The organism is Exiguobacterium sp. SH4S7 (assembly GCF_004336795.1).
GTDB lineage: Bacteria > Bacillota > Bacilli > Exiguobacteriales > Exiguobacteriaceae > Exiguobacterium > Exiguobacterium aurantiacum_A.
On sequence record NZ_SJUT01000007.1, the window covers coordinates 82,081 to 108,152 of the forward strand.

A 26,072-nucleotide genomic window follows, 5' to 3' on the forward strand; every position below is an offset into this window, starting at 1 on the left:
ACATTATGTACGTCCTGAAATAGATATCTTCATTCAAAATGGAGCGACGAATCACTTCGCCGCTCCATTCCATATTTCACTTTCGCAACAACTAAAATGAGTTACTATTATTTGTTCTTAGTGAGTAAATTCACCAGAGTCTTTCTAACTTCAGGATTTTTGGCGAGTAAAGCCACGCTCCCAACTCCCGCTGCAATCGATGCGCCCATCCATCTCTTAAATTCAGAATCTTTCTGAAAGGACTTCTCTACCATTCGCTCAATGCGATCATTAAGTTTGTCTCTAGCTTCATCACTTAGATTCGGATTTTTTAATTGTTCAGAGAAAATCTCGATGACTTTATCAATCGTATTATATACATTTTCTTGAGACTTCGAACCAACTGCCCCCATATTACTAACCGCATTTATAATCGCCGGAGCATTTTTTAGTACCATCTCATATTCCATTGAGGTTAACCCGTCCAACGCATAATTGTTGTCCTTAAGCTTCTCTAATGATTGAACAAGTTCTACTTCTTCACTCATCTTCACACCTCCGTATTCGCTATTAAATCTAATTATATAGTAAGTAAATTTTATAGACTGTATTTTCATTCGACAGTGCTGACCCGTTTCGTTTACCTATTTTAAAAAATCTATCACTTCCTCTCAGTGATTTCGCGCGCTGCCTCTATTACTACAATCATCATCGCATCAAGAACGACTTCAAGACCTGGGTCCGGTGCAACACCGGACCCAGGTCTTGAAGTTTGCGGAATGAATCATTCACTGTTTAGCTTGTTTCGTTCAGTTCAAGGAACTCATGAGATGCTGTTTTTGCCTTTCATCAATCGATACTGATTGTTCAAGCACTCAATCCATTATCTTCCATGATTTCTTTATACGCTTTTGTATCAACGTATATCTCATCCTTAAGCGGGTTGAGCTTCAACTTCCGAATCCGGTAAAACTGATAAGCGACTAATGCAATATTAGCTAACAAGGACACTAAACTGACGATGAAAAACGCTCTTGGGTCATGTGTCGAGGGTACAGGTGCAAGTCGATCTGCAAATGAAGGAACGGTCATAATAAACATAATCCATAGAGCTAGCGTATGAGCTCGATGTTGTAGCCACGCGCCTTTTTTGATAAAGAAAGAAGGAATCGTACAAGCTAGTAACAGCGCAAATCCAGCGTAAAACGAATGATCTGAAATGCAGTTATAGACGTACGCGAAGTTCCATAAATCATATGCGATAATCCAAGGCCAAATCATATCTGGCCAAATCATGTCTTTTGATTTATCTTTAGAAATTTTAATGCCGACCCATCCACAGATTGCAACGATATTTAGCAATCCAGCTATGCCATTCATAATATTCCATGGTCCTGACATGACCCAAAGGTTGTCGATATACGCTCCGTCCCAGGCACCATACATATACACTTGAAAGTCACGAATACATGCCTCTAAAATATTGAGCGCTAAAATTCCCGGCGGAAACCATAGGACCCACTTCTTCTTCGCGATCGACGGATAATAACGAATAGCCATGAAGCCAAGACATCCCGCCAAAGCAGAATACGTTTTGACCCAGTTGAACCACGTACCTGTTCCATACTCATTGCCTGGGGCGGCTGTTGTTGGCCAAACAAAAATCGTCAATATGATAGGGAGAATAAGAAATAAGGCAATGCCACCCCATTTTGTCGTGCGACTGAACTCATTAAAAGCCATTAGTGCAAATAGGACAAAAATCCATATTCCCCATCCCATAACGTCTGTTGATTCGTATAACAAACCCATGACGGCGCCTCCTGAAACTCTTTTAGTTTGCTCACTATTGAACAAGTATGTGTAACAAAAAACGACTTATGCCGACTTCAACCGTTTAAAACTATATTGTGCTTTGTTATTGTGCAACTGCCACATATGCCAGAATACATAAGGAACGATAATCACAAAGTTAATGATTCCCCATACACTCATCACTTGTGGGTTGAACCATGAAGTGGAATCCATGACTTTTGGGAAGATATCAAAACAAGCTCTTAACAATAGATGTGCTGCTAGCGTATATATACGAGCCGTAATGTATAATTCAGGACGTTTTTTCATGACCGGGTACAACTCGGCTGCCAACAAAATACATAACGAACTGGCGAAATACATTGGAGATTCGGCATACACAAAACAAGCGTTCCATGACGTATAAATGAAGTTCCAAGATCCTGTCGTATAGGCAACCAAATCCGCCGAAGAATTTTTTAGGATTTTCCAGTATTTTGGCGCGAACGGAATCGTTACACATAGAAGGAATCCACAAGCCGCGTTAGAATAGTTCCCAAGCGTTATATCTTTAATCGTCGCTTCTGCAATGTTGAGGAATAGAATGGCGTAAAAGAACCACAAGAAATCATCTTTCTTCAGAAAGTCCCAGATTGGACCTTTCTTATCTTCATGCACGGCAATTCTTGAAAATCCAACGATGATTGTCGGGATGATGACACTCAAAATTTTTACCCAGCGAAACCATCCGTCTACGTTTCCCATTAACCACAACGGAAATGTTAAAAGAGAAGCGAGCCAAAAGTATGCAGAAAGCTTGTAGTGCTTACGAAAGAAGACAATTACACCTAACAAAAGCGCGAAATAGATTGGCATAGAAATTACATGCGGCCAAATAACCATGTTTTCACCTCATTCTTGGATTTAACAAACCGAACGTTCGTTATGTTTTTAGTGTATACCCAGCTAATTAAATAGTCAATGTGAAATAATTCACAATAATACATTTAAGTAATTTCTTTTGCTATGTTATTGTTAATTTTGTAAGGGGGATTCATGATGAAGGTGGATGGCAAATCAAGAATACTTGCTGCGGCAAAGATAGTAATCAGTCGGCACGGATCTAACCGGGCGACAGTAAGAGCGATTGCAGAGGAAGCTGGCATGAGCACAGGGGCAATTTATCATTATTACAAAAATAAAGATGACATTTTATATGACCTTCTAGACGAGAGTCTTTCTGACTCTACCCGGATTGCAAAAGGCATTGCCAAGCAAGAGTTAGGAAAAGACCAGGTGAAGACAGAAATTTTGCGAAAGACGGAAGAACGCTTTAAAAAAGATGCGGAAAATCGTCTGCAATACCATTTCGCACACGAAATACTATTAGGAAATCAGGAATTACAGCTAAAATTCAAACAAAAATATAAAGAATGGACTTTCCGCATTGAAGAAATCTTAATCAATGTATACGGACTTGAAGATACACGATTGAATCAAGCATTAACCTCATGGTTATTAGGGGCCATTGATGGCGTGATCCTCCAGTACCTTCTAGACGTTAACGATAACGATGTTGAAGATATGATGGAGGTTTTCGAATTGTTATTAGAAAAAGGACTACCACCATTTATTCAACTTCTTAACGATAAGTAAATGAAATGAGTTCGGTACGATACCGGGCTCATTTTTAATTTGGTCATAAAAAAACTGCACCTCCAATTGTCAGATGTATCTAACAACCGGGGTACAGTTTACATAAATATTTCACTATTGAAATGCTAGCAAATCACTCTCATCTTACCAACAAGCCTTGTGATATCAAGGGTTGGGTTTAGATGGCGTACTTACATCATGCCGCCCATTCCACCCATGCCGCCCATGTCAGGCATGCCGCCGCCAGCGCCTGCTGGTTCTGGCTTGTCTGCGATGACCGCTTCCGTTGTGAGGAACATGGCTGATACTGATGCTGCGTTTTGAAGTGCTGAGCGCGTCACTTTCGCCGGATCGACGATACCGTATGCGATCATGTCGACGTACTCGCCAGTCGCGGCGTTGTAGCCGATGCCGACCGACTCGTTCTTGAGCTTCTCGACGATGACCGAACCTTCTTCACCCGCGTTTTCCGCGATTTGACGGACCGGTGACTCAAGCGCACGGAGGACGAGTTTGACACCTGTCGCTTCATCCGCTGTCACTTCAGAAAGAAGTGCGCGAACCGCTGGGATGACGTTGATGTAGGCTGTACCGCCACCTGCGACGATGCCTTCTTCGACCGCTGCACGTGTCGCGTTGAGCGCGTCTTCGATGCGGAGCTTGCGCTCTTTCAATTCAGTCTCAGTCGCTGCGCCAACTTTGACGACGGCTACGCCGCCTGCGAGTTTCGCGAGACGCTCTTGGAGTTTCTCACGGTCGAAGTCAGACGATGTCTCTTCAATCTGGTTACGGATCGTTTGAACGCGCGATTTGATCGTTGCTTCGTCTCCAGCACCTTCAACGATCGTTGTCGTGTCTTTCGTGACGACGACTTTCGATGCGCGTCCGAGCTGTTGAAGTGACGCCGACTTGAGTTCGAGGCCGAGGTCTTCTGTGATGACTTGGCCGCCTGTGAGCGTCGCAAGGTCTTCGAGCATCGCTTTACGACGGTCGCCGAAGCCTGGTGCTTTGACTGCGACCGCGTTGAACGTGCCACGGAGCTTGTTCAAGACGAGTGTCGCGAGCGCATCGCCTTCGATGTCTTCAGCGACGATCAAAATCGGTTTCCCTTGTTGCACGACTTGCTCGAGCACTGGGATGATCTCTTGGATGTTCGAGATCTTCTTATCTGTGATCAAGATGAACGGGTTGTCGAGTACCGCTTCCATCTTGTCTGAGTCTGAGATCATGTATGGTGATAAGTATCCGCGGTCGAACTGCATGCCTTCAACGACGTCGAGTTCCGTCGTGAAGCCGCGTGATTCTTCGATCGTGATGACGCCGTCGTTGCCGACACGTTCCATCGCTTCAGCGATCAATTCGCCGACTTCTTCGTCAGCAGCTGAGATGGCCGCGACTTGCGCGATCGCTTCTTTCGACGCAATCGGTTTCGAGATCGCTTTTAGTTCTTCGAGCGCACGACGGACCGCTTTGTCGATCCCTTTACGAAGGATCATCGGGTTCGCGCCCGCTGTGACGTTCTTCAACCCTTCACGGATCATCGCTTGAGCGAGGACTGTCGCTGTCGTCGTACCGTCCCCTGCGACTTCGTTCGTCTTCGACGCGACTTCCGCGACGAGCTTCGCGCCCATGTTTTCAAAGTGGTCTTCAAGTTCGATTTCTTTCGCGATCGTCACACCGTCATTCGTGATGAGTGGTGAGCCGAACTTCTTCTCGAGGACGACGTTACGTCCTTTCGGTCCGATCGTTACTTTTACCGCGTCAGCGAGTGCGTCGACGCCGCGAAGCATCGCGTGACGTGCGTCTTCTGAGAATTTAATTTCTTTTGCCATTGTTCATTTCCCCCTAAAAAAAGTTTTGAAGAATGGTGAGTCTTAGCCTACGATTGCTAGAATGTCGCTCTCACGAACGATTAAGTATTCTTTTCCATCATGCTTCACTTCGGTACCCGCGTATTTCGAGTAGATGACCAAATCATTTTCTTTGACGTCGAGAGCGATCCGCTCGCCTTGGTCTGTCACGCGGCCTGTGCCGACTGCGAGGACCTTCCCTTGTTGCGGCTTTTCTTTCGCCGTGTCAGGAAGCACGATGCCTCCGATCGTCTTTTCTTCTTTCTCCACGACTTCGATGATAACGCGATCTCCTAGTGGTTTTAACATTGAAAAAACCTCCTCCGAATATGAATGATGTATCGTTGTATCGTAAGTTTTAGCACTCGTCAAAATGGAGTGCTAACACTGTTTAGTGTAGTATGAGACGATGAAAAATGCAAGCGGGAACATCGAAAAATGCTTCCACTCGCGGTCAAGAGACCTTATTTGTTACAATGGTCAAAAGGAACGCTTAACTCTTGTGAATAAGGAAGTGTTGAATTGGCCACATTAAACTCAAACCAATCGATAAATACCCGGTTTTCGATGGCGCCTAACATTCGGATCCGGCACATCATCCCAATTCTCCTCTACGCGTTCGTGCAGTTCTTCCCGCTGCTCATTAGTGGAGTCCGTCCCGAGTGGATCACCCCGCTGTCGACCGGCCTTTGGTTCGCAATCGGCTTCAGTTTAACGATCGTCATCTCGTTCTTCTTGCTTTGGCCGGATTTGAAGCTGTATAAGCAACAAGGCATCCAGTCGAACTTAAACGACACGGTCAAATGGATCGGGCTCGGGATTTTGATGCAGTACGGGCTCGTCATCGTCGCCAACCTGATTGAGACCGCGATATCAGGTGATCTCGTAGGGTCACAAAACACCGAGCAAATCGCTGATATCGTCCGTCTCGTCCCAGTCATGACGCTCTCAGTCGTCTTGCTCGGACCGATCATGGAAGAGATTTTGTTCCGCCACATCCTGTTCGGGAACTTGAGCGCCCGGTTCGGGTTTTGGATCGCGTTTGCGGTCAGTTCACTCTTGTTCGCACTCATCCACGGCGACAACAAGATCCTTGTCTATGTGGCGATGAGCTTCGCCTTCACGGTCGCTTACGCCAAGACGCGTCGCTTGATCGTCCCGATCGCGATTCACGCGTTCAACAACGCGCTCGTCATGGTCGTACTATTTTTAATGTAGAAATGAGGTGGCACATATGCCGCGACACTTAAAAGTCATGTTTTTGTTCAGTCTCTCATTCGGGATTCTGTTTACGGTCCTCGCCTACTACTCGGTGCAGGAGTATGGCTTCAGCTTCTGGACGTACTTCATCATCGCCGTAGCCGCTTACGACTTCTTCAAGGTGTATCAAATCTTGACGCTCGCTCGGAAAGCTAAAAAAGACAACAACAATAAATCAGCATAAAAAAATCTCAAGCGGAGTCGCTTGGGATTTTTTACATTCGAACCACATTAGAAGTATCAATCAGCTCATCTCGATAAGCGCTCCGCATAAATAGGCCCCGAAACGTCAATAACGCACCAAGGACAAGATGAATCGTATCGAGCAACGGCACCGTCGGCTTATCGAAGAAGAAGACACCGATGATGAATGTGAGCATGAGCGTACCAAAGACGAACGTCATCAATTTTGAGTTTGCCGAGTCACGAATCATTGCGGCTTTCTGTTTGTTTAATCGATCTAATTTTTGCTCGTAATAAGTCGCCATTGTCACCCCGAATCCGGTGACTGCGCTCATCGCATATTCGCCGTCCCATACACCTAGCCCGAACAAAACGGGCCATAGGATTAATAAAACGATGAACCATTTTTTAGTAAGTCTCATTTCTTACCTCTTTTCTATAGTTTGAGCGGTGTTTCCAGCTTAATCTATGATGATATCCTGACAAGACTCAAGTCTCGTTCCGCTCCTGCTCATACATATGTATCTCATTCATCAAGAACAGTCCTTTTGTCGCAAACAAATACGTCAACGCGGTCAGTGCGAGTTCTTGTGTCGATTGCGTCAGGCGCGTCGCACCAAACCCGATTAAGAAGATCACAATGAACACGATGATTGCGACAAGCCATGTCTTCTCACTAGAGCGCCAAAACAAGCGTTCTCTGATCGAGGTCGGATACTGTCCGGCTTTTCGTCGGTGCCACCGATAAAACAGCACACTCGCGATGAGAAACAATAGATGCGAAGACACACCGAATAGGACGGATCCGGCCATTAAACCAATACTCACCGCTACTGCCATGTTACGTCCGCTCATCATTTCCCCTCCTCTGTTCAATCTATACGAAGAAAAATAATCAAAGTTTCATTCGCTTTTGAAAAAGACGTCAATCTACGTTATATTTGATAGACGGACTATCAAATAAGGAGAGATATTGATGAAGAAAGTACTTCTCGCGACGGTTGCTTCCCTGTTTCTCGTCGCCTGTTCAAACGCAGACGACCTGTCAACATACGAAGAATATGGCGTGCTCGAAGAGACGATTGATGTCGCACAATATGAACCGAAAGTCGAGACGGACAACGACGGCAACCGCGTCATCCTATTCTATGAAGATGAACGTGTGGCGTATAAAAGCGTCTATGTGAAAAACGAGCGTCATTTGAAAGTCATCAGCACGGACGCTGAAGCCCCGCTCTATAACGATACACTCTAAGACACAGCCCGCTTCTCAGGAAGCAGGCTGTGTCTTAATTCGCGTAATGAATCTGTTGCCCGGTGACGAGCGGATAAGCAATCAGCCGCGTCCCGTCTAAATCTTCATTGAACAGCGACACGGCCGTGATCTGGCTGTTCTCATACGTTTGATAATAATAGATGCCTCGGTCCATATTGCAGCAAGACGAATAGATCGTATATTCGAACGTCCCGTCCGCTGCCTCATTCAGCCCCCGTGTCTGCATCACCGTGTCCAGTAGCTTGAAGAACTGGCTGACGCTCTCGGACTCGGTTGTCCCGGCGACCGAATTGAATCTGGCGAACGTCGCTCGTACGAATCGCGACGTCGACGATAAGTCACCGGGTAAGCCATGACCGCCTAAGCCGAGGCAATACGCTTCGAGATCGAGTGCTTTCGCAAACGTGTTGTCCGGTAGCTTCGTCGACACATGACGGTAGTCGTTCAAATTGAACAATTGATAGTCAAACGACGGATTGTTCGTCAACACGCCGACTGGGTTGTCGTAGACGCGCAACCCGTTTTTGAGCGGCTCCACGACGATCGACTGCTGTTGGTCGGCAATCATCCAATGGAGCGGATGCAGCCGCAGTTCATTGCTGAAATCGATGTTGACTAAGTTGATCGTCTCAAGTCGTTGCTTCGCCTCGCCCACCGTGGCACACTGTCCGAGTATCCACGGAATGAACTCGAACGGAGTCACGTTATCTAAACCGCTCGCCTCCGGTTTGAAGTCGGCGTTCCCCGGAAAATTAAGCCCGGCCATACTGAGACCTGTTTCATTCGTCGCTTCATAATAAAGCGGATAGTCATCGACGACCGTCGCCATCCCGATCATCGCGTAATGATGAGGGACGTCGCCCACGCGTCTATATGTGAAGGGATAGTTCCTAGGCGTGATCGTCACTTGTTCGTGATAGGAGACGTTCAGGTCAAGATTGCGGCCGAAATAGTGATCTTTCGTTGAATACGTGATGGCTGTACACATAACAGGACTCCTTCCGTTCAAAAACAGACAACGACACTCTTTGGTCTATTCACGTTATCCGGGGACTTCAACCACAGTTTCTGACGACAAAAGACCGGTCAAGCTGTCGCTTCACCGGTCTCGCTCGCTATGTTATACGTGACGTTCGATAGAAGGTTCCAGGTCTTGAAAAAAACAGAGACCAAAGCCCTTTAATCCGAAGACGAGCGCCAGTCCGTAATGCATGAGCGCGCGCAACGAATAGTCGATTGTCTCGACCCGAAACGAGATGAAGAACCCGATCATCAACGCGACAATCACGACGCGAAGCGTGAACGTACTTGCTTGTTCCCCGATGGCTTTCCCCGTCGCGTCACCCTGTGAATACGCCACGTCATGGCGCCAATAATAAAAAACTAACGCGAACGACATCAAAGTACTTTGAGGCACGTCCCCGAGCAGGAGTTCCACTACGACCATCCCGAGCATAACGCCCGTCCCTAGTTTCAGTACGTCTTGGTTCGAAAATTTCTCCCGAACACGAAGCATTACCGAACGCTTCTTCATAATACGATAAACCCGACCGTCAATAGTCCATACATGAAGCCAAGGACAATCACACTGATGGCAATCGATTTATATTGCGGATACTTATGTAACACGACCGCTCCCGCGATGATGTGAATAAACGCGACGATGAACGTCAAAATGGCAAAGCCCATTTGGTTCTTCCTCTCTTCTAAAAAAATAAATAGAAATTCATGGGAATTCATCCGTTTCCCGGTACAATAAAGAATGCATTTATTATATCAATTTTTGGAAAGAAGGCACACCACACCATGAATTATTCACGTACCGATTTAACGACTGAGGAAATGCTCCTCGTCAACAGCGAAGTCGAGAAAAAGAAACGCAGTCTCGTCGTCGCTTATTTGCTCTGGTTCTTCCTCGGCGCTTTAGGCGCTCACCGCTTCTATTTCAAGAAAACAGGAACAGGCATTGCCATGCTCTTGATGGTCGTTTTGACGATTGGTTTTGGTGCCATCATCACAGGTATTTGGGCACTCGTCGACGCGTTCCTCATGCCTGGCTGGCAACAACGCGAAGTCGAGGCAATCGAAAGCGAAACGATCGCTTCGTTGAAAACTCGTAACGAGCAACAAGCAGCCTTTTAACGATCAGACGGCCACGCAATCGCGTGACCGTCTTTTTTCAGAAGTTATTCTCTTTCAAATAGAATGCGAAGTTACGATGCTTCCGCTCTTTCGTCGCGTAATGAATCCATAACCATGCGAGCGACTCGAGTTCACGGGCGAGCTTCAAGTGGTGGAGCGTATGCGCGTCGAAGCCGATCTTCGAGGCCAAGCCTTGAACGGCCCGGACCGCCTCCTGCTCGTCCCCGGCGATGAACATCATCGACATGTTCGGGTTCTCTAAGTTCTCGACCCCGGTCTGGTTGAACGCTTTGACGATGCGGACGTGCGGGGCCAAGTCCTGCAGATGTTCGGCCCCGGACTTCCCTTCCGGCCGCTCAATCGCATCAAACTCTTTGGCGATCGGGTTCGTCACATCGATGACGATCTTATCGTCCAAATCCCGGAGCGACTGAATCAAATCGATCGCCGCCGCGAACGGAGTAGTCAGTAACAGAACGTCACTGTTTGACGCCACTTCTTGGAGCGACATCGTCCCTTCCCGTTCGGTACGAGTCCCGTATAACACGTCATAGCCGACGTCCTCGAACTTGCGGCCAAGCGTCCGCCCGACCTTGCCGGCGCCTAATATCCCGATCTTCATGTATAAAGTCCCCCTTATAATTCTTCATCCGTCCGCGTGATCGTTCCACCGAGCTCGCTTGCGAGCCCGTCGAGCACCGACGGGTCGAACTCTTCCCCAATCCCCATCACACCGGTCTGCCCCGGCTCGATGTTGCCGACGGTCCGTTTGAACGTCTCTTGAATGCTTTGGACGTGCTTCAAGTCTTTCGTCCCGCCGATCAGTCCACCGGTCAGCGTCCCGAACAGAATCCCGAACGGACCCCCGAGGATACCAACTGCCATCCCAATCAACGCGCCTTTCGTCGACTTCGTCACCGGTTTCAACTGCACCGCATCCTCAAATGAAAACGCCCCGTTGTCCTCACGCTTGATGACGACGAGTTGTTCAAACCCGATGAGCCCGTCGGCGTGATACTTTTTCAACTTGCTGAACGCCTGATACGAAATCGACTCTTCTGGAAACGTGAACGTGACGATATGGTACGGCTGTTTTTCCTTCTTACTCATGTTGGCTCCTCCTTTTACAAACACAGGGACACATCAGCTTTCTTTTAGTTCTTCCCCGGGTTCAGACGAAAAAAAACCTAGTCCGAAGACTAGGTCGTAGGTGGCCGTTTCTCATTCAATTCGTAATGCGAATACGGGATACAGAGCGGCGTCCCGTACAACGGGTCTTTCGTGACGACGACTTTTAAGCCGAAGACGTCGTTCATGAACGTCTCATCGACGACGTCGTTCGGACTGCCCTGACGATACACGTTGCCGCCCGCGAGTGCGATGACGTGATCGGCGTAACGACAAGCGAGATGCAGGTCGTGGAGCACCATGATGATCGTCTTGCCTTCCAACCGGTTCAACCGGTACATCAAGTCGAGGATCTCGATTTGGTGCGACATGTCGAGGTACGTCGTCGGCTCATCGAGAAGGATCGTCTCCGACTCTTGGGCAAGCGCGAGGGCGATCCAGACGCGTTGCTTCTGCCCACCCGACAAGTTGCTGACGAGCGTGTCCCGGAGCGAGACCGTGTCTGTGAAGGCGAGCGCTCGCTCGACGGCGCGCTCATCGTCTTCCGAATAGCGCTTGAAGAACGTCTGGTACGGATAACGGCCGAAGCGGACGAGCTGTTCAACGGTCAGGCCGTCCGGAGCGACGTTCACTTGCGGCATGAACGCCATGAGCCGGGCCGCCTCCTTCGCCCGGTAAGCGTCGAGCGGCTTATCGCGGAACGAGACCGTGCCTGCTAAAGCGGCGCGTTGCCTGGCGAGCGTCGATAAGAGCGTCGACTTCCCGCACCCGTTCGCGCCGATGAGCACGGTGATCTTTCCGTGTGGGATCGAGAACGTCAAATCGTCGAGCACCGTCTTCTGCTCATAGCCGATGGCGACTTGCTGTAAATCAAATGTATTCATCTCATGCTTCCTTTCATCATACGGCGAAGTAAATAGAAGAAGTACGGCGCACCGATGACGGCTGTCATCACACCGGTCCGGAGCTCATACGGATAAAAGATCGTCCGACCGATTGCGTCCGCCAACACGACGATTGTCGCCCCGACGAGGAGCGTCGCCCAAACATATGGCAGTTTCAATCCTTGACGGGCGATGTGCGGGGCCATCAGTCCCACGAAGCCGATGGCGCCGACGAAAGCGACACCGACGCCGGCGAGTAGGCACGACAACAAGAGCGTCCCTCGCTGGATCCCGCGCACCGGCACCCCGATGCTCGTCGCGACCGCCTCACTGATGTGGAGCGGCCGGACGTGCCGTTCAATTAAGAAAGCGGCAAGTAAAAACAGGATCGCGAGCGGGACCATGATCGTAAGTTGCTTCCACGTCGCTGCATATACTGTTCCGGTCAACCATTGTTGGATGTCGTTCTTCCGGTAAACGTTCGAGGCGAGCATCATGAACTGGACGATGCCTTGCGAGAAGATACTGATCCCGATCCCGATGAGTGCGAGCCGGACCGGCGGGACACCGCGCTTCAATAAATAAAACAGAAACGCCCCGACCGCGAGCGCACCGGCAAATGAGGCGAACGGGATATAGGCGAGCGGGACGGACAACTGATTCGTCCGCTCATCGGTGAAGACGGTGAAGAACGTCGCCGTCGCCACCCCGGCCCCGCCGACGATCCCGAAAATCTCGGGCGAGGCGAGTTCGTTCTTGATTGTAAGCTGTAACAAATGCCCACTGACGGCGAGACAGGCCCCGGCGGTGATCGCCATCAAGACGCGCGGCATCCGGAACTCGAAGACGATGAGCTCCGCGAACGCATCACCCGATCCAACGAAGAGTGCCCCGAGTGACCACGGCGTCAAAAACGTTTCTCCGATGGCGAGACCTAAATAAATGGCAATGATGAGACCGACAAGTAAAGCGATCGCCAAGACGATTTCACGCCTCCTGAGCGTGAACGAGAACGGGCCTTTTCGAAAACTGTATGATTTCATGACTTAAAGACTCCTTGTCTAGCACTGACGAGATAGATGAAGAAAGCTCCACCGATGACGGCGAGCACGACACCGACCGTGACTTCGCGGGGGAATAAAATGATACGTCCGAAAATATCGGCCGCGAGCAACAGCACACTTCCGAGCAGGGCGCTCCCGAGCAACCTCGCGAAAAACGCCGTACCGAACATGTACCTAGCGAGGTGCGGGGCGAGCAGTCCGACAAAAGCGATCGGACCGGCCAGCGCGACACCGAACGCCGACAAGATGACGGCGAGCGTCACGGCGACGAACTTCACAACACCGACGTTTTGACCGAGCGAACGGGCGACTTGATCACCGAGCGACAACGTCTCAAGTTCTTTACTGATGAAGATGACGAGCACGGTCGCGCCAATCATCCATGGCAAGAGCGTCGTCACGAGCGTCAGCGATCGTCCCGCGACCGACCCGGTCAGCCAAAATAGCACTTCGTCGAGCGCCCCTTCCTCATACGCGATAATCGATTGGGTGAACGAGCTGAACAGCGCCGCGAGCGATGCACCGGCGAGCGTCATGTACATGACGTTGCCACCGTTCGCGCTGAGGAGATAGACGATGACACCGGCGATGAAAGCGCCAATGAGTGCGGCCGTCGTGAACGAGGCGATGCTGCTGAACCCGAACAACGTCACGAGCACGATGGCGAGACTCGCCCCGGCGTTGACGGCCAAAATATCGGGTGACGCGAGCGGGTTGCGCGTCACGAGTTGAAACAAGAGTCCGGCCAAGCCGAGGACACTCCCGACGACGAGGGCGACGGCGGTCCGCGGAATCCGGTTGTCCTCTAAGGCGATCATCGCCTTGGAAGAGACGTCACCGCCTAAGCCGAGCACGTCTTCGTGACCGACCGGGATGACGCCGACCCGTAAACTGATATAACTCAAGATTGGTAATGCAATGATCAAGGCAAATAGTTTGATCCACGGTTTCATCATTTCCTCACTTCTTTCCTCCCCTACCATAGCAAAATCTCGCTGTTAGAAAAAGGGGTTGACAGTGATAATCATTATCACTTATAGTCGGGAAGGAAAACTTACTATTCAAAGGAGACTTTATTCATATGAAAAAACTTGGATTAGCGTTACTTACGCTCTGTCTGACCGTCGTCCTCGCTGCTTGCGGCGGGTCGGAAGAGGCAAGCAACTCGAACGAATCAGAAGAAGCAGCGACGCGCACGGTCGAGCACGCCATGGGCACGGCTGAAGTCCCAACAGAACCGAAACGCGTCGTCGTCTTGACGAACGAAGGGACCGAGGCGTTGATCGCCCTCGGCGTCAAACAAGTCGGTGCCGTCAAATCATGGAACGGTGACCCGTGGTACCCGCACATCGAGTCTGAGATGACAGATGTGACGGAAGTCGGGACAGAGAGCGAGGTCAACCTCGAGGCGATCGCGAAACTCGAGCCAGACCTCATCATCGGTACGAAACTTCGCCAAGAGAACATCTATGACAAACTGAACGCGATCGCACCGACGGTCATGTCAGAGACGCTCAAAGGCGACTGGCAAGAGAACTTCGCGCTTTACGCGAACGCCCTCAACCTCGAAGACAAAGGAAAAGACGTGTTAGCTGACTACGACCAACACGTCGAAGACACGAAAACTGAGCTCGGCGACGCCGTGAACAAAGAATTGTCGGTCGTCCGTTTCCTTCCTGGCGCGTCACGCATCTACTTCACGGACAGCTTCTCAGGCGTCATCTTAGGCGACGTCGGCGTCAAACGCCCGGCGTCACAAGACCGCACGGAATTCGCTGAAGAAGTCACGATGGAACGCATCCCGGAAATGGACGGCGACCATATCGTCTACTTCACATATGGCGGTGCGGACGGATCGAAGACGGCCGAAGAATGGCAGTCAAACCAGCTTTGGAAAGACTTGAAAGCCGTCAAGGCCGGTGAAGTGACCGAAGTGAGCGACGATACGTGGAACACGTCAGGCGGCGTCTTGTCAGCCAACGAAGTGCTCGACGAACTCGTCACCATCTTGAAATAAGCACAAGCGCGCCAAATCGGCGCGCTTTTTTAACATAATTAAGCGAGAATTCTCCCACCTCTAAGCGTCTGGGGCGAGGCCCAGCGTAGGTGGGAGATGAATCGCCCGTACATAAACCTCTTGGCCACCCCTGTGACAGATATGACGAACAGAAGTTCGTGATTCCGTCAGATTCTCCATCCCCGGCCGCGGGTATCGGATGAGGAAGACGTTCATCACGATCATCGGCCGGGAGGAGGCGGAGACATGCTGAAGGGCTACAAATACAGGCTCCACCCGACGGCGGCACAGGCCGAGTTCCTGGTCAGGACGATCGGCTGCGCCCGGTTCATCTACAACAAGCTGCTCGAGGACCGCATCACCCTCCACGAGGAGGCGAAGGCGAACGGCGGGCCGAAGCGGAAGCCGCCGACGCCGGCCTCCTACAAGCCGCTGTTCCCGTTCCTCGCCGAGGCGGCCGGCTTCCCGGTGTTCAAGTCGAAACGGAAAGCGCGCGCGTCCTACACGACGAACAACCAGCACGGCACGATCCGCATCGAGGGAAACCGGGTACGGCTCCCGAAGGTCGGGTTCATCCGCTTCACACAGCACCGAATCTTCGACGGGGCCATCCGCTCTGCGACCGTATCGATGACGAAGACGGGCAAGTTCTTCGTGTCGCTCCTCGTCGAGCAGGACGACGAGCCGTGGGTCCCGGCCGAGCACAAGATCGGGATCGACCTCGGCCTCGGGCACTTCGCCGTCATGACGAACGACGCGCTCGTCACGGAGAAGATCGCGAACCCGCGCAACCTACGAAAGGCCGAGGCGCGGCTCAAACGCACGCAGCGTGCGCTCTCCCGCGAGAAGGCCCGGCTCGTCCTCGCGAAGAAACACGAGCAGGTCAAGAACCGACGGCACGACTTCCTCCACAAGCTGTCACGACGCATCGTCGACGAGAACCAAGTCGTCGTGGTCGAGACGCTGAAGCCGAGGGAGATGATGCAGGACCGCCGCCTGGCGAAGTCGATCGGGGACGCCGGGTGGGGCGAGTTCGTCCGCCAGCTCGCCTATAAATGCAGGTTCCACGGCCGGACGCTCGTTTAAGCCGATCCGTGGTTCGCCTCGACCCAGGTCTGTTCGGCCTGCGGCGAGAACGGCGGCAAGAAGGACCTGCACGTCCGCGAGTGGACATGCGCCGCATGCGGCGCGCACCACGACCGCGACGTCAACGCGAGCCTCAACCTGTTGGGTCTCGCCGACTGAAACACCCCAGGCAGGGACTGCCCGACGAGCTTGGTCCACAACCGTGGCTGGTCAAAGCACGGTCTTCCCAAGAAGCTCCCACTTCAAGTTGCGAAGCAAACAAGTGGTGAGTAGTTCACTACACATATGGTAAAATTTACATATCAAATTCGAGATGGGAGTCTACTTTATGCAACGTGCACTTCGAAAATCCGCGACCGACCGTTCTCTCGCCGGTGTCTGCGGCGGCATCGCCGAGTACTTCGGCATGTCCTCGCTCGGCGTTCGTCTCCTTTTTTTATTTTTACCAGGCAACGTCTTCATCTACATCATCCTCGCCAACTCGATGCAGGACGCGCCACGCTATCTATGAAAAAAAAGATTCGAAAGCGGCTGCTTTCGAATCTTTTGCGTTATGCGTTAACTTTGTCTTTCATCGCCGCGAGCGCCCCACTGTTGATGAAGTGCCACGGCTTGTTGTAGTGCGGCTGGAAGAAGAAGTCGACGTAGGCGAGCTCTTCGACCGTCATCTCGTTTTGGATCGCGAGCGACAACGTGTTGACCGCTTGCGTCATATCCGCTTTCGAGAGCACTTGTCCCCCGACGACACGGTGTGTGCCGACTTCATAAACAAGTTTGAACTGGACAGGCTCCGCCGTCGGCATGAACTCAGGGCGGTACGCGTCCTCGATCACGACGCTCTCGACGTCGAGGCCGAACAATCCGGCCGCTTCTTCCGTGAGGCCTGACGAGGCGATATTCCAGTCATAGAGACGAAGGCCCGACGTCCCTTGTGTCCCTTGGTAACGGACACGCGGTGTGACGAGGTTCTCGGCGACGAGCGTACCCATGCGGACGGCGTTCGTCGCGAGCGGGATGTAGGCGTGTGTGCGCGCCGGGTTGTAGTAGACGGCACAGCTGTCACCAGCTGCGAAGACGTCCGGGTTGCTCGTGCGCATATATTCGTCGACGATGATGGCACCGTTACCGAGCATATCGACTTGTCCTGCGAGCAGTCCCGTGTTCGGGCGGAAACCGACACATAGAATGACGAGGTCGGCTTCGAACTCACCTTTGTCGGTGACGACGTGCGTGACGTTTCCGTCTGTGCCGCGGAACGCTTCGACCGTTTGGCTGAGCTCAAGGTCGATACCGCGTGACGTCATGTCGGCTTCAAGTTGGTCCGTGAACGACTTGTCGAGGTACTTGTTCAAGATGCGGTCAGCACTGTCGATGAACGTGACGTGCTTGCCGTACACTTCGAACGCCTCGACGAGCTCGACGCCGATATAGCCGGCACCGATGACGGCGATATTTGTCGCACCCTTAGCCCGCTCGATGATGCGCTGAGCGTGACCATAGTTTTTGCAAAGTTCGATCCCAGTCATCTCGATGCCCGGCAGCGTCGGGACGATTGGCCAAGATCCTGTCGTCACGATTAAACGGTCGAACGTGTCATATACGTCTGCACCCGTCTCGAGGTTTTTGGCGTGGACCGTCTTCGCTTCCGCATCGATGTTCAACACGTCATGCTTCATGCGCATCGTCGCGCCGAGTTCTTCGAGCTCGGTCGGTGATGAGTAGAACAATTCTTCAGCGCGTTTGACGACACCGCCGACGTGGAGGGCAATCCCACACGAGAGGAAACTGACGTTGTCGTTCCGCTCATACACGGTGATGTCGAGATTGTCGTGCTTGGCGAGTAAGCCTTTGACTGCTGCTGTTCCTGCGTGTGTACATCCGATGACTGCGATTTTCATATGGTAGTTTCTCCTTTGAGTTGTAGGCAAGTTAGTGTTTGTGACAAATATCACATTCGCTTTCTGAACTTAGTGTACTATTTCACAAGAAGGTTTGACAATCCCTTTGCTCAGTTTTTCACGTAATTATGTCTAAAGTTTGAACGACGGTTATGACGACAAAAAAACCGCTCCGCGACCGGAACGGTTTTGATCATGAATTGGACGTGCGTCTCGCTTTCACCCAGTGATAGATGACGACACCGATATAGGTGACGAGCCCGATCACGTACAAACTGAAACCGATCAAACTCCAGCCCATCCCGTCCCAGCCCCGGACGAAGACGAGCCCGACCATGAACAGGACATAGCCCATCACCACGAGCGTCAACGGAAAGACGAGTCTCCGCCTGTATAGTAACTTCAAAAAAGATAGCACGACGAGTAAGAGCACCGTCGTCAACATCCCTGTGACGATGAGCGCGTCCCCGTAATATTCCCAAGCCATCGCTTCTCCCCCTGACGTGTGTTTGATTGGTTTCATCGTATCACTTTCTTGTCACATTCCCCATCTCAGAAAAAAGCCATCCGCTTCAGCGAATGGCTCCTCTATTACCGTACATAAATTGTTTTCGTCACACTCCGACCTTGCGGCGTCACGAGACGGAGCGTCAATTTCGTCCCTTTCTTTTGTGAGGCGAAACTGAGCGTCGTCGACGTAGCCGTCACCGTCTTCTTGGTGAGGACGGTCGAGCCACGTGTGAGCGTCAACGTGCCGTATGCGACGTTCGAAGTCGCCTTGAGTGTCTTCGACGCACTCGACGGAATCGTTGTCATGAGTGTAGGCGTCGGACCAACAGTCACTTTCGACGTCTGCACATGGCGGAACAGTCCTCCTTGACTCGTCAAGGACAGCGTCCCGTTAATCGGCTGACGGGTGAAGCGGAGCGTCACTCGCCCGGTACTGCTTGCCTTCGCCGTAGCAAGTACTTTCGAACCGTTCTTCAACGTGACGGTACTGTTCGGAATCACGTATCCGACCCAAAGCGACTTCTCATCGTTGATTGAGAGCGTCGACAGCGATGTCTTCGGCAAATTGACCGAGACGTCACGCGACTTCGATCCGACCGCCGCTCGGACACGAATCACATCTCCCGGTTTGGCCGGGACCGTGTATCGCGTCGTCGACAGACGTTTCGCCGTGACGAGCTTATCATTCACGTAAAATCGAACAGTCGCCGTACTCGTCTTCTTGATCGTGAGCGTCGCCTCTGTCTTCGTCATCAGCGTGTCCGTCACACTGAGCGTCGGTGTGAACGCTTGGACCTTTTTCGTGAGTTGGTACGTCGCATCGCCGCTCGAGCGTGTGACGAGAATGACCTCCCCTTCTTTCAGTGGGGTGTCGAACGTGTACGGCATCGCGCGTGTTGTCGCCACATGCGTACCATTTCGATAAATGCGATAGGCCTGATCGGTACTCGATGTGACATTGATGGATTTGTCATACATCAACGGTGTCCGAGTCCACGAAAACACAGGCGGTTCCACTCTTGTCTCAACGGTTGTGAGCCGGAACGCTGAAGCGGGTGCCTCTTTTAATTTGTAGTAGACTTTTGTTCCGGTGTCTACAGGCATCGTATTGAACTCTTTAATCGAAACGAGCCCGTCCTCATCTGCCTGCTCATTCAAAACTTCGTAGTATTTCCCACTGCGAATCAACACATCCACCGAGGCGTTCGGCGTCGTTTTCAACGTGACACCTGAAGTGACCGTTTTCGTCAGAACCGAGATGCCGTTCGGTGACGTGTCCTCACTCTCCTTGACCGTCTGAAGTTCGATTGGTTCGGCGTACACGCCCGACTTACTACCGATTTTCACAGTCACGCGAGATCCCGGTGTGAACCAACGCGCAGGTTGCCACGTATAGCGCCCTGATTCATCCGATTGGACCGTCGTCGATTGATAGTTCAACAATGAATCCGATGAATTCGATAGATACAAGTTTTTCGTCACGCTGACAAACACCGGCGTGTTCGGCGCCGTCTTCCCACTGATCGGACCTAATACGCCCGACGGTGGATCGAGTGTGAGGGGTACGTAATTCGACGCCCATAAATCTAAGCGTCGGTCCAAATCATTCCACTCGAAAATCATGTCATAAGAACCATTCGTCTGCAGCGTCAGTTTGTCTTGCTCCCAGACGAATGGATCGTCTTGGTAAGCTAAACGGGCCTTCAACTCGGTACCCGAGACAGGTAAAACCGTCCCATCGACAAGTGTCACGGTTCCGTTCACTTCATAGGGACGACCTACTTCATAACGTGCCGTCGTTTTCGGCACGTTGACAAGCAGTTTCCATGGTGCTTTCCATAACGACTCCGGCGTATAACCTACCGTGCGGTTTTCAGAAAAGACATACCACGGTCCGTGCTGTCGGACGTCCGCGTCATCGATCGGCGCTTCTCGCCACTCATTCGTCGCCACGTTATAACTGACATAAAACGTCGTGTACATCTTTCGAATCGTGAAGTAGTAGACGCCGTCTTTCCAACTTAGATTCCTTACGTCTGGCGCATCTTTCTCAATCCATCGTTTCGTCGCTATATCGAATATATTGAGATGTTCCCAGTCACCGGATTTTGTGACGACCCACTGGTTCGCTCCCTTGATCAACGACGCTCCCCTCACCTGGCCCGTATATGAACCAAGCGTCTCGAGCACTTCACCCGTCACTGTCCGTTTCGTGATTTGGCCATCCACGAATGCGAGGACATTTCCGTCGTCGAGCAGTCCGTATGCTTCATACATACTCTCTTTAGTGATCGACCCGAGGATGTCCCCTGCCATCGACGTGGTGACATATTTTTTGTCGTCGGTCCATAAAACTGTTTCCGCCGACTGATTGATCGCAACGACTGCATCCAGACCGCTTCCCGGCTCAATCGGAAAGCTTGAACCTGAATCGGTATGGATATCCCATACCATCCATTGTTGCCACCCTTCCAAAATAAATCGACCGTCCCCGACTGCGTGAATGTTGTGCAAGACGGACACTCGAATCGGTAATGTATAGACTTCACCGGTCTTCACATGGACGAGCGTCTCAGGATCTCCTGAGCGCCACACATATTCACTATTTCCTACCACTTCTCCTGCCGGAATGACTTCAGGCTTGGCATAACCCTCTGCCCGAACGTCTAATCCGGGCGCTGCCACCATGACGAGCACAACGAGTATGCTCCATAACCATTTGTTCATCGTTCTCCTCATTTCTGTTTATGAATACATAACTTTCAAAAATAATCCATTTTTAATTCAACCTTCCTAATTTTAAGTTGTTTTTTCAAAATTTAATAGCCCTAAAATTAAAAAAAACACCACGTCACATGACGTAGTGTTCACTTCTCATTCATTTGCTTCATCAAATCCATCTGTTCTTTCACCATCGCCTCTTTCTCACGTCGGAGCACACCGCGGTACGTCACACGCGAGATCGATAAGCTGATCTCATATAAGAAGAAGAGCGGCAGCGACACCATGAGGTGCGACGTCAAATCCGGCGGCGTGATGAATGCCGCGATGACGAACAAGGCGAAGTAGGCGTACTTCCGAATTTTTGAGAGGAAGTACGGCGTCACGACACCGATGCGCGTCAAGAACATCGTCACGACCGGAAGTTGGAACAACAGTCCAAACGGGATCGTCAGTTGCAACAGGAACGTGAAATAGTTCGTCGCCCCGATGATTTGCGTCAGACCGAGGTCTTGCCCGAGGTCCGTCGAGATATCGAGGACGAGCGGGAACAACCAATAGTAGGCGAATGCGAGACCGATGAGGAACAAGATAAAGATGACCGGGATATAGGCGAGCGTCCATTTTCGTTCATTCGGATGCAGACCAGGTGCGACGAACGCCCACAGTTGATACAGTAGAAATGGACCCGATGCGACGAGCCCGATGACGAGCGCCAAGTTCAAGTAAATCATGAGCGGGTCCGCGACCCCAAAGGCGTTCAGCTCGAGCCCTCGTTCGACGAGGTCCGCCTGCAGATAGGCGAGCACGTATTTGACACTCGGCAAAGCGATCAGAAAGAAGGCAAAGACGACAAATGCCGACAGCATCAGTCGTCTCCGCAGCTCTGTCAAGTGATCGGACAGTGCCCGTTCTTGATCAGGTTGATGGCTCATGGCTTACTGCTCTTTCTTCTCAATTTCTTTCTTGTCGGTCTCATCGTGCTCTTTCATCATACCGTTCGTGGCATTTTTGAACTCACGGAGCGTCTGCCCCGCTGCCCGGCCGAACTCTGGCAATTTCTTCGGCCCGAAGAGGATGAGCGCGATGATGGCGATGACGAAAATACTGACGCCACCTGGGATACCGACGACGAGTGATGATTGTAGAAATTCCATTATTGATGGACCCCCTCAGCGGATGGATAGTGTTGCATAAAGTAAATGAGCGACTGGAGTTCGATCGACAAGTCGATATGATGGACGCGGACCGTGTCCGGTACAGTCAATCGCGCCGGCGTGAAGTTCAAGATCCCTCGAACGCCATAGCGGACCAAATCATCGGCGACCGGTTGCGCGTAGGCAGACGGGACCGTGAGGATGGCGACATCGATTTTGTTTTGCTTCATAATCTGTTCCATCTCATCGACGTGATGAATCGGGACACCTGACATCGTCGTGCCGACTTTTGTCTCGTCTGCGTCGAACCCGACGACGATATGTGTGTTATTGTTTTTAAGGAAGTTATAGTTGACGAACGCTGTCCCGAGATGACCGACCCCGACCAAGGCGACGTTCGTGATCTCGTCTTGATTCAGCGTCTTACGGAAAAATTCTAACAGATACTGTACGTTATAGCCATATCCCTTTTTACCGAGCGCACCGAAGTATGAGAAGTCACGGCGAATCGTTGCCGAATCGACCTTGACCGCCTCGCTCAGTTCAGCAGAAGAGACACGCTGTTTCCCTGACGAATGTAGGCTTTGGATAAACCGATAGTATAGTGGCAACCGTTTGGCTGTCGCTTGCGGAATCTTTGGTTCGTTTTGACTCAACGGAAAGAGCCTCCTTTTTACGACGCGTTTCAAACGAATCTGATTTCATACACCTTGATTGTAAACGAATTCACATAAGCACTCAATGAATATACCTGAAAAGGGGAAGAAATAAAGTATACTAAACAGAGAGAAAGGGGTTTTTTCACTTGATCCTACTGCAAGTCAACAACTTATCCAAATCGTTCGGCGTCGAGCCGATTTTAGAGAATGTCAAACTAGAAATCCAAGAAGGCGAACGCGTCGCCCTCGTCGGCCGCAACGGCGCCGGCAAGTCGACGCTGTTAAAAGTCATCGCCGGCGAGTACAACTATGACTCGGGCGACATCATGAAGCCAAAAGACGTGACGATCGGCTATCTCGCCCAAGACTCAGGATTAGAATCGAACGAGACGATGTGGAACGAGATGCTCACCGTCTTCACCGACTTGATCGAACAAGAGAAGACGCTCCGCCAGATGGAGCAAGACATGGGCTCGGAGCGGATCTTGAACGACCCGGCCGCCTACGAGCGTCTGCTTGCGGCGTATGACGAGGAGCAACACACGTTCAAAGACCGCGGCGGCTATCAGTATGAAGCGACAATCCGCTCGATCTTGCACGGGATGCGGTTTTACCCGGACGACTTCGAACGTCGGATCGATACGCTCTCAGGGGGACAGCGGACACGTCTTGCCTTAGCGAAGATGCTCCTGCAAAGCCCGGACCTGCTCATCTTGGATGAGCCGACGAACCATTTGGACATCGAGACGCTCAGCTGGCTCGAGAAATATTTGAGCGGCTATAAAGGTGCCGTCCTCATCGTCTCCCATGACCGTTACTTCCTCGACCGCGTCGTCTCGGTCGTCTACGAGCTGTCACGCAACCGCAGCCGCCGCTTCGTCGGGAACTATACGAAATTCCTCGAGCAGAAGGCCGCGCTTTACGAGCAAGAGAAGAAACAGTTCGAGTCGCAACAAGAAGAGATCGCCAAGATGCAAGACTTCATCCAACGGAACATCGCCCGGGCGACGACGACGAAACGCGCCCAAAGCGTCCGCAAGCGGCTCGAGAAGATCGACCGCATGGACGTGCCGGACGGTGACGAACGAAGCGCGGTGTTGTCGTTCTCGATCAAACGCCAAAGCGGGAACGATGTGTTGAGCGGCAGCGACCTCGCCATCGGCTACGAAGAACCGATCGCACAACACTTGCGTTTCCAACTGCAACGCGGCGAGTCGGTCGCCCTCGTCGGCCCGAACGGAGTCGGCAAATCGACGCTCCTCAAAGTGTTGACGAAACAACAACCACCGCTCACCGGTGACATCCGCTACGGTACCGGCGTCGAAATCGGCTACTACGACCAGGAACAACAGAACTTGTCGGACGCGAACCGCGTCATCGACGAGATTTGGAACGACTGGCCGCTCATGCGCGAGCAAGAAGTCCGCAGTCTGCTCGGCCAGTTCTTGTTCAGCGGGGACGACGTCATGAAACGCGTCCAAGAACTATCCGGCGGCGAACGGGCCCGGCTGACGCTCGCCAAGCTCAAGCTCGAGCAACCGAACTTGCTCGTCTTGGATGAGCCGACGAACCACTTGGACCTCGACTCGAAGATGATCCTCGAGAACGCGCTCGTCGACTATCCCGGGACGATCTTGTTCGTCTCCCACGACCGTTACTTCATCGACCGGCTCGCGACGCGTGTCTTAGAGATCACGCCGAACGGCATCGATGAGTACCTCGGCGACTACTCGTATTACGTCGAGAAGAAAGAAGAGCTCGAGGACCTTGCCCGGCTCGCCCGCGAGGAGACGAAACAAGTCGTCGTCAAGAAGCAGCGCGCCGACAAGGAACAGCAGCGCGAAGAACGCCGGTTGAAACAGCGGGTCGAAGAGATCGAGCTGACAATCGAGCGCCACGAAGCTCGGCTTGAAGAAATCGAGCAGCTGTTATGCGAACCGGACGTGTTCAACGACTTCGCCCGCGCCCAAGAGCTGTCGACCGAGTCCGACGCGACGAAAGAGTCGATCACGGAACTGTTCACAGAATGGGAGGAACTCCATTCATGATGCGTTCCCGTGCCATGCGGATCGATTGGATGCATGCGTTCCTGACCGGGTTCGTCTACATCGTGCCGAGTGGGACCGAGTATATCTCGGAACTCATCCGCGGCGAGGCGACGAACGTCCCGATCATTTTATTTTACTTCCTGCCGATTGTCGTCGGGTTTATCATCCAAACATGGTCCGGTATCATCATCAGCCTCTTCAGCGGCTTGCTTATGAGCACGTTGTTCATCCGGCTTGTCATTTGGCCGATCGATGTCACGGTGCATAGCTTTTATGCGCCTGGCTCGGTCTGGGGCCACTTTTATCGAGAGACGCTGTTCATGTGGGTGCTCGCGTTTATCGTCTACGTCGTGAGCCGGGTGAATATGTGGTATCGAAATAATTATCGACAACCGAAAAACTGACGAAAGAGCGCCAATCCGCGTATAGCGGAAGGCGCTCTTTTATTATGATCGAGTATGCTGTTTGAACGTAAAACCCATCGTTAAAAAGATGTAGGGGAATGCCAACAAAATTAAATGGAAATATCCTATACTACCAAAGATGACTTCATCTTGTGCCGGATCAGACATCTCGTCTAAGTAAATGCCTAGGCTGTAGCTATACCAAATCACGTAAGCATAAAAGAATGCTGAAATACCGTAAATAATCTTTCCAATAAGATTTGTTTTACTCGTAGTCACCCCTACTAAAAGAAGGATTGGATAGAGGATTAGCAACGCGATTACAATGAAAAATAACGAATCTGGTTCAAAGTATT

General features: G+C 51.4%; 30 protein-coding genes and 1 pseudogene. 10 read left to right on the forward strand and 21 right to left on the reverse strand.

The features are described 5' to 3' along the window. Positions 1–107 precede the first annotated feature (107 nt). From EVJ29_RS12835 to EVJ29_RS12845, 3 genes are all read right to left on the reverse strand, one after another. The gene (locus EVJ29_RS12835; protein WP_131505206.1) at positions 108–527 is read right to left on the reverse strand and encodes a hypothetical protein; all 420 of its coding nucleotides are present in this window, start codon (positions 525–527) and stop codon (positions 108–110) included. A 319-nt stretch (positions 528–846) separates the two neighbouring features. Beyond that, positions 847–1,791 carry a DUF5692 family protein gene (locus EVJ29_RS12840; protein ID WP_131505207.1) on the reverse strand — a complete coding sequence of 315 codons (945 nt, stop codon included), beginning with the start codon at positions 1,789–1,791 and terminating at the stop codon, positions 847–849. Positions 1,792–1,857: 66 nt separating this feature from the next. Continuing rightward, entirely contained in the window at positions 1,858–2,676 is an 819-nt protein-coding gene (locus tag EVJ29_RS12845) for a hypothetical protein (protein WP_131505208.1), read from the reverse strand. 156 nt (positions 2,677–2,832) lie between these two features. Between EVJ29_RS12845 and EVJ29_RS12850 the strand changes: the two genes are divergently transcribed. Next, positions 2,833–3,429: a TetR/AcrR family transcriptional regulator gene (locus EVJ29_RS12850; RefSeq protein WP_236633544.1), complete on the forward strand. Its 597-nt coding sequence runs from the start codon at positions 2,833–2,835 to the stop codon at positions 3,427–3,429. Between the two features lie 191 nt (positions 3,430–3,620). Here EVJ29_RS12850 and groL read toward each other — a convergent pair whose 3' ends face one another. Both groL and groES read right to left on the reverse strand, forming a co-directional pair. Further along, entirely contained in the window at positions 3,621–5,261 is a 1,641-nt protein-coding gene (gene groL / locus EVJ29_RS12855; protein WP_070329019.1) for a chaperonin GroEL, read from the reverse strand. Between the two features lie 42 nt (positions 5,262–5,303). After that, on the reverse strand, positions 5,304–5,588 hold the full coding sequence (gene groES, locus EVJ29_RS12860; RefSeq protein ID WP_016510840.1) for a co-chaperone GroES: 285 nt from the start codon (positions 5,586–5,588) through the stop codon (positions 5,304–5,306). 258 nt (positions 5,589–5,846) lie between these two features. Between groES and EVJ29_RS12865 the strand changes: the two genes are divergently transcribed. Together EVJ29_RS12865 and EVJ29_RS12870 are read left to right on the forward strand one after the other, a co-directional pair. Next, on the forward strand, positions 5,847–6,497 hold the full coding sequence (locus EVJ29_RS12865; RefSeq protein ID WP_070329114.1) for a CPBP family intramembrane glutamic endopeptidase: 651 nt from the start codon (positions 5,847–5,849) through the stop codon (positions 6,495–6,497). Positions 6,498–6,513: 16 nt separating this feature from the next. Then, the gene (locus tag EVJ29_RS12870; RefSeq protein WP_016510842.1) at positions 6,514–6,723 is read left to right on the forward strand and encodes a YdiK family protein; all 210 of its coding nucleotides are present in this window, start codon (positions 6,514–6,516) and stop codon (positions 6,721–6,723) included. 31 nt (positions 6,724–6,754) lie between these two features. Here EVJ29_RS12870 and EVJ29_RS12875 read toward each other — a convergent pair whose 3' ends face one another. Continuing rightward, a complete protein-coding gene (locus tag EVJ29_RS12875; protein ID WP_131505209.1) occupies positions 6,755–7,144 on the reverse strand; it encodes a hypothetical protein in 390 nt (129 codons plus the stop codon). Between the two features lie 67 nt (positions 7,145–7,211). Beyond that, complete coding sequence (locus tag EVJ29_RS12880; protein WP_131505210.1) at positions 7,212–7,577, reverse strand: hypothetical protein; 366 nt, start codon at positions 7,575–7,577, stop codon at positions 7,212–7,214. Between the two features lie 121 nt (positions 7,578–7,698). Between EVJ29_RS12880 and EVJ29_RS12885 the strand changes: the two genes are divergently transcribed. Continuing rightward, on the forward strand, positions 7,699–7,977 hold the full coding sequence (locus tag EVJ29_RS12885; protein ID WP_131490686.1) for a hypothetical protein: 279 nt from the start codon (positions 7,699–7,701) through the stop codon (positions 7,975–7,977). A 34-nt stretch (positions 7,978–8,011) separates the two neighbouring features. Here the strand turns inward: EVJ29_RS12885 and bsh are convergent, their stop codons facing one another. The 3 genes from bsh to EVJ29_RS15505 form a co-directional block, all read right to left on the reverse strand. Further along, on the reverse strand, positions 8,012–8,986 hold the full coding sequence (gene bsh, locus EVJ29_RS12890; protein WP_131505211.1) for a choloylglycine hydrolase: 975 nt from the start codon (positions 8,984–8,986) through the stop codon (positions 8,012–8,014). Positions 8,987–9,118: 132 nt separating this feature from the next. After that, positions 9,119–9,445, reverse strand: a complete 327-nt coding sequence (locus EVJ29_RS12895; protein ID WP_236633545.1) for a hypothetical protein — start codon at positions 9,443–9,445, stop codon at positions 9,119–9,121. Positions 9,446–9,528: 83 nt separating this feature from the next. Next, the gene (locus EVJ29_RS15505; protein ID WP_016509914.1) at positions 9,529–9,687 is read right to left on the reverse strand and encodes a hypothetical protein; all 159 of its coding nucleotides are present in this window, start codon (positions 9,685–9,687) and stop codon (positions 9,529–9,531) included. Between the two features lie 117 nt (positions 9,688–9,804). On the opposite strand from EVJ29_RS15505, the gene EVJ29_RS12900 reads away from it, so the two are divergent. Then, positions 9,805–10,140 carry a TM2 domain-containing protein gene (locus EVJ29_RS12900; RefSeq protein ID WP_131466356.1) on the forward strand — a complete coding sequence of 112 codons (336 nt, stop codon included), beginning with the start codon at positions 9,805–9,807 and terminating at the stop codon, positions 10,138–10,140. A gap of 37 nt (positions 10,141–10,177) precedes the next feature. Here EVJ29_RS12900 and EVJ29_RS12905 read toward each other — a convergent pair whose 3' ends face one another. From EVJ29_RS12905 to EVJ29_RS12925, 5 genes are all read right to left on the reverse strand, one after another. Beyond that, entirely contained in the window at positions 10,178–10,762 is a 585-nt protein-coding gene (locus EVJ29_RS12905) for an NADPH-dependent F420 reductase (protein ID WP_071399018.1), read from the reverse strand. A 14-nt stretch (positions 10,763–10,776) separates the two neighbouring features. Beyond that, positions 10,777–11,250, reverse strand: a complete 474-nt coding sequence (locus EVJ29_RS12910; RefSeq protein WP_131466358.1) for a hypothetical protein — start codon at positions 11,248–11,250, stop codon at positions 10,777–10,779. A gap of 89 nt (positions 11,251–11,339) precedes the next feature. Next, the gene (locus tag EVJ29_RS12915) at positions 11,340–12,152 is read right to left on the reverse strand and encodes an ABC transporter ATP-binding protein (RefSeq protein ID WP_131505213.1); all 813 of its coding nucleotides are present in this window, start codon (positions 12,150–12,152) and stop codon (positions 11,340–11,342) included. After that, positions 12,149–13,195, reverse strand: a complete 1,047-nt coding sequence (locus tag EVJ29_RS12920) for a FecCD family ABC transporter permease (RefSeq protein WP_131505214.1) — start codon at positions 13,193–13,195, stop codon at positions 12,149–12,151. The genes EVJ29_RS12915 and EVJ29_RS12920 overlap by 4 nt, the downstream gene beginning before the upstream one ends. Then, positions 13,192–14,169 carry a FecCD family ABC transporter permease gene (locus EVJ29_RS12925; RefSeq protein ID WP_236633546.1) on the reverse strand — a complete coding sequence of 326 codons (978 nt, stop codon included), beginning with the start codon at positions 14,167–14,169 and terminating at the stop codon, positions 13,192–13,194. Before EVJ29_RS12925 ends, EVJ29_RS12920 begins: the two co-directional genes overlap by 4 nt. 128 nt (positions 14,170–14,297) lie before the next feature. Between EVJ29_RS12925 and EVJ29_RS12930 the strand changes: the two genes are divergently transcribed. From EVJ29_RS12930 to EVJ29_RS12940, 3 genes and pseudogenes are all read left to right on the forward strand, one after another. Continuing rightward, complete coding sequence (locus tag EVJ29_RS12930; RefSeq protein ID WP_131466363.1) at positions 14,298–15,233, forward strand: ABC transporter substrate-binding protein; 936 nt, start codon at positions 14,298–14,300, stop codon at positions 15,231–15,233. Between the two features lie 246 nt (positions 15,234–15,479). Beyond that, a pseudogene (locus EVJ29_RS12935) lies at positions 15,480–16,478 on the forward strand (RNA-guided endonuclease TnpB family protein). A gap of 169 nt (positions 16,479–16,647) precedes the next feature. Then, positions 16,648–16,830: a PspC domain-containing protein gene (locus tag EVJ29_RS12940; protein WP_131505215.1), complete on the forward strand. Its 183-nt coding sequence runs from the start codon at positions 16,648–16,650 to the stop codon at positions 16,828–16,830. Between the two features lie 40 nt (positions 16,831–16,870). Here EVJ29_RS12940 and EVJ29_RS12945 read toward each other — a convergent pair whose 3' ends face one another. From EVJ29_RS12945 to EVJ29_RS12970, 6 genes are all read right to left on the reverse strand, one after another. Continuing rightward, complete coding sequence (locus EVJ29_RS12945; protein ID WP_070328997.1) at positions 16,871–18,217, reverse strand: FAD-dependent oxidoreductase; 1,347 nt, start codon at positions 18,215–18,217, stop codon at positions 16,871–16,873. A gap of 193 nt (positions 18,218–18,410) precedes the next feature. Further along, entirely contained in the window at positions 18,411–18,704 is a 294-nt protein-coding gene (locus tag EVJ29_RS12950; RefSeq protein WP_070328996.1) for a YesK family protein, read from the reverse strand. A 104-nt stretch (positions 18,705–18,808) separates the two neighbouring features. Continuing rightward, a complete protein-coding gene (locus tag EVJ29_RS12955; RefSeq protein WP_131505216.1) occupies positions 18,809–21,454 on the reverse strand; it encodes a hypothetical protein in 2,646 nt (881 codons plus the stop codon). A gap of 140 nt (positions 21,455–21,594) precedes the next feature. Further along, positions 21,595–22,383 (reverse strand): twin-arginine translocase subunit TatC, encoded by a 789-nt coding sequence (gene tatC, locus EVJ29_RS12960; RefSeq protein WP_070328994.1) that lies wholly within the window; start codon positions 22,381–22,383, stop codon positions 21,595–21,597. 3 nt (positions 22,384–22,386) lie between these two features. Next, entirely contained in the window at positions 22,387–22,605 is a 219-nt protein-coding gene (locus tag EVJ29_RS12965) for a twin-arginine translocase TatA/TatE family subunit (RefSeq protein ID WP_016509907.1), read from the reverse strand. Then, a complete protein-coding gene (locus EVJ29_RS12970; RefSeq protein WP_070328993.1) occupies positions 22,605–23,261 on the reverse strand; it encodes a redox-sensing transcriptional repressor Rex in 657 nt (218 codons plus the stop codon). Before EVJ29_RS12970 ends, EVJ29_RS12965 begins: the two co-directional genes overlap by 1 nt. A gap of 149 nt (positions 23,262–23,410) precedes the next feature. Here EVJ29_RS12970 and EVJ29_RS12975 point away from each other — a divergent pair, with 149 nt between their 5' ends. Together EVJ29_RS12975 and EVJ29_RS12980 are read left to right on the forward strand one after the other, a co-directional pair. Then, on the forward strand, positions 23,411–25,312 hold the full coding sequence (locus EVJ29_RS12975; RefSeq protein WP_131490682.1) for an ABC-F family ATP-binding cassette domain-containing protein: 1,902 nt from the start codon (positions 23,411–23,413) through the stop codon (positions 25,310–25,312). Continuing rightward, entirely contained in the window at positions 25,309–25,716 is a 408-nt protein-coding gene (locus EVJ29_RS12980) for a hypothetical protein (protein ID WP_233589699.1), read from the forward strand. Before EVJ29_RS12975 ends, EVJ29_RS12980 begins: the two co-directional genes overlap by 4 nt. Positions 25,717–26,072: the final 356 nt, after the last annotated feature.

Bases quoted from the DNA above. Each gene is read 5' to 3' on its own strand.
- EVJ29_RS12835 (WP_131505206.1), bottom strand. From the start codon at position 527: ATGAGTGAAGAAGTAGAACTTGTTCAATCATTAGAGAAGCTTAAGGAC.
- EVJ29_RS12840 (WP_131505207.1), bottom strand. From the start codon at position 1,791: ATGGGTTTGTTATACGAATCAACAGACGTTATGGGATGGGGAATATGG.
- EVJ29_RS12845 (WP_131505208.1), bottom strand. From the start codon at position 2,676: ATGGTTATTTGGCCGCATGTAATTTCTATGCCAATCTATTTCGCGCTT.
- EVJ29_RS12850 (WP_236633544.1), top strand. From the start codon at position 2,833: ATGAAGGTGGATGGCAAATCAAGAATACTTGCTGCGGCAAAGATAGTA.
- groL (WP_070329019.1), bottom strand. From the start codon at position 5,261: ATGGCAAAAGAAATTAAATTCTCAGAAGACGCACGTCACGCGATGCTT.
- groES (WP_016510840.1), bottom strand. From the start codon at position 5,588: ATGTTAAAACCACTAGGAGATCGCGTTATCATCGAAGTCGTGGAGAAA.
- EVJ29_RS12865 (WP_070329114.1), top strand. From the start codon at position 5,847: ATGGCGCCTAACATTCGGATCCGGCACATCATCCCAATTCTCCTCTAC.
- EVJ29_RS12870 (WP_016510842.1), top strand. From the start codon at position 6,514: ATGCCGCGACACTTAAAAGTCATGTTTTTGTTCAGTCTCTCATTCGGG.
- EVJ29_RS12875 (WP_131505209.1), bottom strand. From the start codon at position 7,144: ATGAGACTTACTAAAAAATGGTTCATCGTTTTATTAATCCTATGGCCC.
- EVJ29_RS12880 (WP_131505210.1), bottom strand. From the start codon at position 7,577: ATGAGCGGACGTAACATGGCAGTAGCGGTGAGTATTGGTTTAATGGCC.
- EVJ29_RS12885 (WP_131490686.1), top strand. From the start codon at position 7,699: ATGAAGAAAGTACTTCTCGCGACGGTTGCTTCCCTGTTTCTCGTCGCC.
- bsh (WP_131505211.1), bottom strand. From the start codon at position 8,986: ATGTGTACAGCCATCACGTATTCAACGAAAGATCACTATTTCGGCCGC.
- EVJ29_RS12895 (WP_236633545.1), bottom strand. From the start codon at position 9,445: ATGGTCGTAGTGGAACTCCTGCTCGGGGACGTGCCTCAAAGTACTTTG.
- EVJ29_RS15505 (WP_016509914.1), bottom strand. From the start codon at position 9,687: ATGGGCTTTGCCATTTTGACGTTCATCGTCGCGTTTATTCACATCATC.
- EVJ29_RS12900 (WP_131466356.1), top strand. From the start codon at position 9,805: ATGAATTATTCACGTACCGATTTAACGACTGAGGAAATGCTCCTCGTC.
- EVJ29_RS12905 (WP_071399018.1), bottom strand. From the start codon at position 10,762: ATGAAGATCGGGATATTAGGCGCCGGCAAGGTCGGGCGGACGCTTGGC.
- EVJ29_RS12910 (WP_131466358.1), bottom strand. From the start codon at position 11,250: ATGAGTAAGAAGGAAAAACAGCCGTACCATATCGTCACGTTCACGTTT.
- EVJ29_RS12915 (WP_131505213.1), bottom strand. From the start codon at position 12,152: ATGAATACATTTGATTTACAGCAAGTCGCCATCGGCTATGAGCAGAAG.
- EVJ29_RS12920 (WP_131505214.1), bottom strand. From the start codon at position 13,195: ATGAAATCATACAGTTTTCGAAAAGGCCCGTTCTCGTTCACGCTCAGG.
- EVJ29_RS12925 (WP_236633546.1), bottom strand. From the start codon at position 14,169: ATGAAACCGTGGATCAAACTATTTGCCTTGATCATTGCATTACCAATC.
- EVJ29_RS12930 (WP_131466363.1), top strand. From the start codon at position 14,298: ATGAAAAAACTTGGATTAGCGTTACTTACGCTCTGTCTGACCGTCGTC.
- EVJ29_RS12940 (WP_131505215.1), top strand. From the start codon at position 16,648: ATGCAACGTGCACTTCGAAAATCCGCGACCGACCGTTCTCTCGCCGGT.
- EVJ29_RS12945 (WP_070328997.1), bottom strand. From the start codon at position 18,217: ATGAAAATCGCAGTCATCGGATGTACACACGCAGGAACAGCAGCAGTC.
- EVJ29_RS12950 (WP_070328996.1), bottom strand. From the start codon at position 18,704: ATGGCTTGGGAATATTACGGGGACGCGCTCATCGTCACAGGGATGTTG.
- EVJ29_RS12955 (WP_131505216.1), bottom strand. From the start codon at position 21,454: ATGAACAAATGGTTATGGAGCATACTCGTTGTGCTCGTCATGGTGGCA.
- tatC (WP_070328994.1), bottom strand. From the start codon at position 22,383: ATGAGCCATCAACCTGATCAAGAACGGGCACTGTCCGATCACTTGACA.
- EVJ29_RS12965 (WP_016509907.1), bottom strand. From the start codon at position 22,605: ATGGAATTTCTACAATCATCACTCGTCGTCGGTATCCCAGGTGGCGTC.
- EVJ29_RS12980 (WP_233589699.1), top strand. From the start codon at position 25,309: ATGATGCGTTCCCGTGCCATGCGGATCGATTGGATGCATGCGTTCCTG.